The organism is Nocardioides sp., from assembly GCF_031422975.1.
Lineage (GTDB): Bacteria > Actinomycetota > Actinomycetes > Propionibacteriales > Nocardioidaceae > Nocardioides.
This window is the reverse complement of sequence record NZ_JANPEO010000003.1, coordinates 1-6,749: the sequence shown is the minus strand read 5'-3', so window position 1 is coordinate 6,749 and position 6,749 is coordinate 1. Positions and strand designations below refer to the sequence as shown.

Here is a 6,749-nt window from a genome sequence, read left to right as displayed (position 1 = left end):
TGACCAATGACTGATTCCGAGCTCTCGGGGTCGCGCAAGGGAGGCAGTGCAATGACTGGTTTCAAGAACTTCATCCTCAAGGGCAACCTTGTCGAGCTCGCCGTCGCGTTCATCATCGCCGGCGCGTTCGGCTCCGTGGTGATCGCCTTCACCGCGTGGCTGACCGGCCTGATCCCCGGCACTGACGACGTCTTCGCGGGCGCCGTGCTGGGCGACCTCGGCTTCTTCCTCAACGCTCTGATCGCGTTCCTTGTGCTCGCCGCGGTCGTCTACTTCTTCGTGGTTGTCCCCTACACCAAGGCCAAGGAGCGCTTGTTCCCGAGCCAGGAGGAGGGCACCCCGGCCGACGTCGCCCTGCTGGAGGAGATCCGCGACCTGCTCCGCACCCGCGGTGGCGCTGTCTGATCGATCAGTCTTCTCCAGCGAACGGCTCGCCCTTCGGGGCGGGCCGTTCGTGCATGACGGATCAGCCGTGGTGCGGCGGCACCTCGTCGCGATACCAGTCGTCGCCCTTGCCGTCGCGCTGCGAGGCGGGCGCACGGTCGTCGCTCGTCTGGTCGGGGAGGACGTCGCCGAACACGGCCGCGAGTCGCCTGCGACGTACCCACTCCGCCTCGGGCTGCTCCAGTCCCGCGTCCTGGCTCATGCGCACAGACCGGCCTTCGCCGCTTCCTCGGAGGCTTGCTCGGTCGGCGTCGCGGTGTCGGTCGGCGTCGGGGTCTCGCTCGGGGAGTCGGTCTCCGACGGCGTCTCGCTCGGCGAGGCCGTGTCGCTCGCGCTCGGCGTGGTCGTCGGCGTCTCGGCGCCGGGCGGCTGGGCCGCGTTGATCGAGCCGGACGTCAGGTCGCGCGACAACGGCTGGTCGAGGCTGATCTTCTTCCAGAGCTCGTCGGCCTCGTCGGTCCAAAAGACGCGACCGGAGAACTCCGAGTCGGTCGGGAAGTAGTCGTTGGGCACGGTGACGAACTGGACCTTCTCCAGGCCGATGCTCTGCAGTTGCATGGCGATCTTGCCGATGCGGGTGATGGAACCGAGCCCCGGGTCGAGCGTGAGCGAGCTGGTCGCGGCGTCGAGGAAGTTCACGACCTTGTCGAGTCGGGTAAGCGTGCCGGCGGACTTGACCTTGTTGACGAGAGCGGCGATGAAGTTCTGCTGGCGCTTTATTCTGCTGATGTCGGACTTCTCGGCGCCGTAGTAGCGCACGCGCACGTAGTCGAGGGCCTCGCCCCCCTCCAGGAGGTTGGGGTCGCCGGCCTTGATGAAGATGTCGTGGCCGGGGTCGTCGATGTCCTCCGGGATGCAGACGGGGACACCGCCGACCGCGTCGACCATGCCCTTGAAGCCGTTGAAGTCGACGACCACGTAGTGGTCGATGAAGACGCCGGTCTCGGCCTCGAGCTGGCGCATCGTGCAGGCCGGTCCACCCTCGGCGTAGGCGGCGTTCCAGATGAGGTCGGTGCCGCCGGGGATCTCGTCGTCCTCACCGCAGTCGGGACGATCGACGATGGAGTCGCGCGGGATGGAGATGGCGTAGGCACGACTGCGATCGGCGGACAGGTGCACCAGGATCGTGGTGTCGGAGCCACCGCCACCGGCCTCGTTGTCGATGTCGTTGCCCTCGCCGGTGCGGGTGTCGTCGCCCATGACCAGGATGTTGAGCGGCTCACCGTTGCCCTTGTAGACCTTCTCGGGCCGATCGTCGCCCAGGGCCGCAGTCACGTCGGTCACGTTGAGGTTGCCGTTGAGGTGGCGGTAGAGGAACACGACGCCGAGCGCGGTCACCAGAGCGAGCACGATGGAGCTGACCAGCATCACCTGACCGACCGTGTGTTTGCGCTTGGCCTTCGCCTTGCGCTTGGGCGCTGGGGCGTCCGTTCCGGGGCTCGACACACCTGCCACGACTCAGACCACGACCTTCTTCTTGGGGAGCCCAGCACGGGCGACGCCTCGCAACCTACGCGATTGGCTCAAATTGTCACCGTAGTCCGGTCCGGCACAAATTCCTCGCGCGGGGCGTGATGGGTCAAGATGGACTCCCGCCCGCCCGCCGGCAACCAAAGGTCCCACTCTGTGCCGCAGTCCCTTCGTCTGACCCTCACCGCGACTGCTGGGCTCCTGTTCCTCGCGCTGGTCGCAGCCACGGCGATCGGCGTGGGGTCGTCATCGGCGCCCGTGCAGGTGGTGCACACCTCGACGACGAGCCGCGCGCCGGCCGCGGATGCGCCCAACGTCCTGGTCTTCTTGACCGACGACATGCGCAAGGACGACCTGAGCTATCTGCCCAACGTCCGCCACCTGCTGGCCAAGCGGGGGATGACCTTCACCCAGGCCCAGTCCCCGCACCCGCTGTGCTGCCCGGCGCGGGCCGAGCTGATGACCGCGCAGTACGCCCAGAACAACGGCGTGCACCACAACGCCGGCAGGTACGGCGGCTGGCAGGCCTTCGACCCGTCGTCGACCATCGCGACGTGGGCCCAGGACGCCGGTTACGCGACCGCGCTCCACGGCAAGCACCTCAACCACTTCGACCCCGACGCACCGGCCGACGCCGGGTGGACCAACTTCGACATCCTGCTGGAGCCGGCGACCGACTACGAGAACTTCACGTTCTTCAACGGCGACTCGTTCACCGACGACTACGTCACCACCCGCCTGGACCAGCGCACCGTGGCTGACATCGACACCTGGGCCGGGCGCCGGCCGTTCATGATCTTCGCCAACCACGTCTCGCCGCACATCTGGTTCCCGGCGTCCGCGAAGGGCGACGGAGACGGCGACCGTGGAGGCCGCAACCCACCGGCCGAGTCGGCGTACGCCCATGCACTCACCGGCCTGACGCCCAAGGCGTTCTCGGCGCCGAGCTTCAACGAGGCCGACATGCGTGACAAGGAGTCGATCGTCCGCGGCCGCGCCAAGCTCGACCCGCGCGCGCTCCAGCGGCTCAACCTCGCCCGGATCCGCTCGCTGCTCTCCGTCGATGAGGCCGTCGGTCACGCCGTCGCGGAGCTCGAGCGCACCGGCGAGCTCGCAAACACCTTCATCGTCTTCACCTCCGACAACGGCTATGCCGTCGGTGAGCACCGCTACACGGGCAAGGACCGGCTCTCCGACGAGATCTTGGACATCCCGCTGGTCGTCCGGGGCCCGGGCATCCCGGCAGGCACGCGCTCTGATCGCCCCGTGTCGCTCGTCGATCTCACCACCACGCTCGCCCAGCTGATGTCACTGACGCCCACGCTGACGACCGACGGCGAGAGCTTCGCCCCGACGCTGCGCAATCCGGCGATGTCCGGCTACCGCGACACGATGCTGATCCAGACCGGCGCCAAGGACCCGTCCGTCCGGTTCCCCGGTTGGGCCTACCGCGGTGTGCTGACCCAGCGCTACGCCTACGGTCGCCGCATCAACAACGGTCCCGCGGACGGGTTCCTGTACGACCACGAGAAGGACCCCTACGAGCTCAAGAACCTGCTCACGAGCTCGCGCTACGTCGCCGTACGCCGGGAGCTCGAGCGGCGCTACCGAGAGCTCGCCGACTGCTCGGGCAGCCAGTGCAACCGGGCATTCGGCCCGCTCCCCCCGCCCGGTCGCTGAGTCACGCCTGCTCGCGCGGCAGGCGGGCGCGCTGCTCGATGAACTCCCCCGTCGGCGCACTCACCGATCGAACCTACGATCTCGCGGCCCCGCCGACGCGGTCGCCGCGCCTCTAGGCTGGCCCAATGGCATCGGTGAGACAGGTCCAGGTCACCTTCGACTGCGCGGAGCCCGAGCGCGTCGCTGCTTTCTGGGCGGAGGTCTTGGGCTACGTCGTTCACCCGGACTATGCGTCCGTCTGCATGGATCCCGCGGGTGTGGGGCCGCGGCTGTACTTCCAGAAGGTTCCCGAGGGCAAGGTCGCCAAGAATCGGGTGCATCTGGACGTGCGGGTCGGCACGGGGCTCGTCGGTGAGCAGCGCCTGGCCGCGCTCGAGGCTGAATGCGCACGACTGATCCCGCTCGGCGCCGTGCGCGGACAGCTTCTTCTTGCCGATGAGGAGAACGAGTCCTGCCAGGTGATGCAGGACATCGAGGGCAACGAGTTCTGTCTCGACTAGGGCCGCATTCGTCAGTTCGAACGCCTGCTGACAAAATGATCAACTCAGCCCCAGTAGCTCAGTGGATAGAGCAGCCGCCTCCTAAGCGAAAGGTCGCAAGTTCGACTCTTGCCTGGGGCACCACTACAACGTCACGAACGTCAACCCGCCAGCCTGGACGCGGGCGAGCAGGTTGTCGCCCATCGCCTGGGCGGTCGTGACTTGACCGGCCGTCGGCGGGTTGTCGTCGAACGCGAGGCACAGGGCCGACTCGGCCAGCATCATCGCCGTCTCTGTGTAGCCCGGGTCGCCGCCGCTGACGCGGGTGCGTACGGTCTGGCCGCCACCTTCGCCGACGAAGTCGACCGTGAACCACGACTTGTCCCGCTTCGCCTCGTCCGGGCCGTCGCCGGCCGCGACCTTGCCGAGCAGGAAGTTGCGGACGGGCTTGACCTGCGCGGCGGCCGCGAGGGTCGTGACGAGGGCGGCACCGCCTGCGGCGTACCGCAGCGTCTTGGTGCCGGCGTAGTGCGAGTAGCGGAACGTCGGGCCGTACGCCGCAAGCGCGGCGCCGCTCCGAGCCACGATGATCGGGTCGATGGTCGGCAGCGGGAGCAGCCAGTAGCCCAGGACCCGGTCGCGGTGCGGCTTGCCGGACACGGCGCGCGAGGATCGGCCGGCGCCGGGCTTGCCCTCGGCGCGACGACGGGAGGAGTGCGCCGCCCTCATCTGTCGCGCCCGTGAGAACTGCCCGAGCGCGGAGTGGATCGTGCCGCCCGACGCCATCCCGCCCGACCGCACGATCCCGCGCAGCGTGATCGGCGAGTCGGACGGCAGCTGCTGGACGGCGGAGAAGGCGCCGAGGTCGTGCGGGACGGAGTCGAACCCGCAGGCGTGCACGAGCCGCGCGCCGGTGCGGACAGCCGTCTCGTGGTGCTGGAGGTACATCTGGTCGACGAACTCGGGCTCGCCCGTGAGGTCGACGTAGTCGGTGCCGGCGTCCGCGCAGGCGGCGACCAGCGGGGCGCCGTACTGCAGGTAGGGACCGACGGTGGAGATCACGACGCGGGCGCGCCCGGCGATGGCGGCGAGCGAGTCGGCGTCGGTCGAGTCAGCGGACAGCAGCTCGAGATCGGGCAGGCCGAGTCGGTCGCGGACCGCCTCCAGCTTCGCCGGGTTGCGACCGGCGAGGGCCCAGCGCAGACCATCCGGAGCGTTGCGGGCGAGGTAGTCCGCCGTGAGCTGACCGGTGAAGCCGGTGGCGCCGAAGAGGACGATGTCGAAGTCGCGATCAACCATGGCCTCATCCTCACAGGTCGGGAACCACCCAGCGAGGGGTGGCGTCCGATAGGCGTGAAGATCCGCACCGCCATCGCGTCCGCCGCCACCGTCGCCCTTGCGATCGGAGGCGGGATCGCGGTCGGCTTCTCCCTCGGGCAGAGCGACGGCGACGGCCGCGGGTCCACCAACCCGCCGTCCGTCGCGCCCGGCACCATCACCCTGGCCAACGCCTCCCTCAAGCTCGCACCCGACTGCGACTCGCTGCTCGCGTCGTACGTCGACCGCGGACTCGACCTCGTCACGGCCTACGGCTGGGGCGGCGGCGCGATCGTGATGTTCGATGCCCAGACGGGCACGGCGGCCGGCAGCGCCGAACGCTCCACCGCGTCGGCTCCGGTCCCCACCACTGTGCGTTCGACCAGCAACGAGTCCGGCACCAACGTGCAGGAGTCCGGCGTCGACGAGCCCGACGTGGTGAAGGTGGCGGGCGACAGGCTGTTCCGCATCCAGGACAACGTGCTCACCACCTACGACGTCGCCGGCGACGAGCCCCGGCAGCTGTCCTCCCACCAGCTGCCCGACCTGCGCAACGGCGAGATCCTGGTCTCCGGAGACCGGGTCGTCGTGCTCGGCGACCTCGGGCGCGCCTACGAGACCACCGGCGCGCGCATCGTCGTGATCGACGAGAGCCGGCCGGGGACCCCGCAGATCGTGGAGCAGACCGACTACACCGCGACCATCGGTGCGGCTCGCCTGCACGGCGACGTCGTCCGGGTCGTGCTCGACAACGGCCTGCCCCAGCTCGACTTCCGCAACCCCTACGGCCGCTTCACCGAGAAGGACGCCGAGCAGTACAACCGCACCCTCGTCGCCGACACCACGCTGGCCGACTGGCTGCCGACTGTCGCAGGCCAGCCCGTCGTGGGGTGCGACGACGTCGCGCTGCCGACGATGGAGACCACGCTCGGCACCACCACCGTCGTCGCGTTCGAGGCGGCGGTCGCGGAGCCGACCGCGACGGCCGTCGCGACGACCGCCACCACGTCCTACTTCTCCCCCGACCGCTACTACCTCGCGGCCAGCGGCTCGCCGTTCGGCTGGTGGGGCGACATCGGCCCGATGGTCGACTGCATCGACCGCTGCGCACCGAGCGGCATGGACGGCAGCACGGAGCTGTTCGCCTTTGCCCTCGACGGCACCGACACGACGTACGTCGCCTCCGGCACCGTGGAGGGGCAGATCCGGGACCGCTGGTCCATGGACTACGCCGACGGTGCCCTGCGGGTGGCGCTGGGCGCGACCAACGAGACCGGCAACTTCAACTCCGTGGTGACGATGCGCGAGACCGACACGACCCTCAGCGAGATCGGCCGCGTCGACAAGCTGGGCATCGAG

Annotated in this window: 7 protein-coding genes and 1 tRNA gene; 5 read left to right on the top strand and 3 right to left on the bottom strand. The window is 69.2% G+C overall.

The window, feature by feature from the left end:
• Positions 1 to 51 precede the first annotated feature (51 nt).
• Positions 52 to 405, top strand: a complete 354-nt coding sequence (locus RMO85_RS00130; protein WP_310525681.1) for an MscL family protein — start codon at positions 52 to 54, stop codon at positions 403 to 405.
• A gap of 61 nt (positions 406 to 466) precedes the next feature.
• Here the strand turns inward: RMO85_RS00130 and RMO85_RS00125 are convergent, their stop codons facing one another.
• Both RMO85_RS00125 and RMO85_RS00120 read right to left on the bottom strand, forming a co-directional pair.
• Positions 467 to 646: a hypothetical protein gene (locus RMO85_RS00125; RefSeq protein ID WP_310525679.1), complete on the bottom strand. Its 180-nt coding sequence runs from the start codon at positions 644 to 646 to the stop codon at positions 467 to 469.
• Positions 643 to 1,890 (bottom strand): LCP family protein, encoded by a 1,248-nt coding sequence (locus RMO85_RS00120; protein ID WP_310525678.1) that lies wholly within the window; start codon positions 1,888 to 1,890, stop codon positions 643 to 645. The genes RMO85_RS00125 and RMO85_RS00120 overlap by 4 nt, the downstream gene beginning before the upstream one ends.
• A 180-nt stretch (positions 1,891 to 2,070) precedes the next feature.
• Here RMO85_RS00120 and RMO85_RS00115 point away from each other — a divergent pair, with 180 nt between their 5' ends.
• The 3 genes from RMO85_RS00115 (at position 2,071) to RMO85_RS00105 (ending at position 4,217) form a co-directional block, all read left to right on the top strand.
• Positions 2,071 to 3,594: a sulfatase-like hydrolase/transferase gene (locus tag RMO85_RS00115; RefSeq protein WP_310525676.1), complete on the top strand. Its 1,524-nt coding sequence runs from the start codon at positions 2,071 to 2,073 to the stop codon at positions 3,592 to 3,594.
• Positions 3,595 to 3,719: 125 nt separating this feature from the next.
• The gene (locus tag RMO85_RS00110; RefSeq protein ID WP_310525675.1) at positions 3,720 to 4,094 is read left to right on the top strand and encodes a VOC family protein; all 375 of its coding nucleotides are present in this window, start codon (positions 3,720 to 3,722) and stop codon (positions 4,092 to 4,094) included.
• A 47-nt stretch (positions 4,095 to 4,141) separates the two neighbouring features.
• Positions 4,142 to 4,217: transfer RNA gene (locus RMO85_RS00105), tRNA-Arg, on the top strand.
• On the opposite strand, the gene RMO85_RS00100 is transcribed toward RMO85_RS00105, so the two are convergent.
• Complete coding sequence (locus RMO85_RS00100; RefSeq protein WP_310525674.1) at positions 4,218 to 5,372, bottom strand: saccharopine dehydrogenase NADP-binding domain-containing protein; 1,155 nt, start codon at positions 5,370 to 5,372, stop codon at positions 4,218 to 4,220. It abuts the tRNA gene before it with no gap.
• 54 nt (positions 5,373 to 5,426) lie between these two features.
• Here RMO85_RS00100 and RMO85_RS00095 point away from each other — a divergent pair.
• Positions 5,427 to 6,749: beta-propeller domain-containing protein (locus RMO85_RS00095; RefSeq protein WP_310525673.1), on the top strand; the 1,323-nt coding region annotated here is incomplete at its 3' end.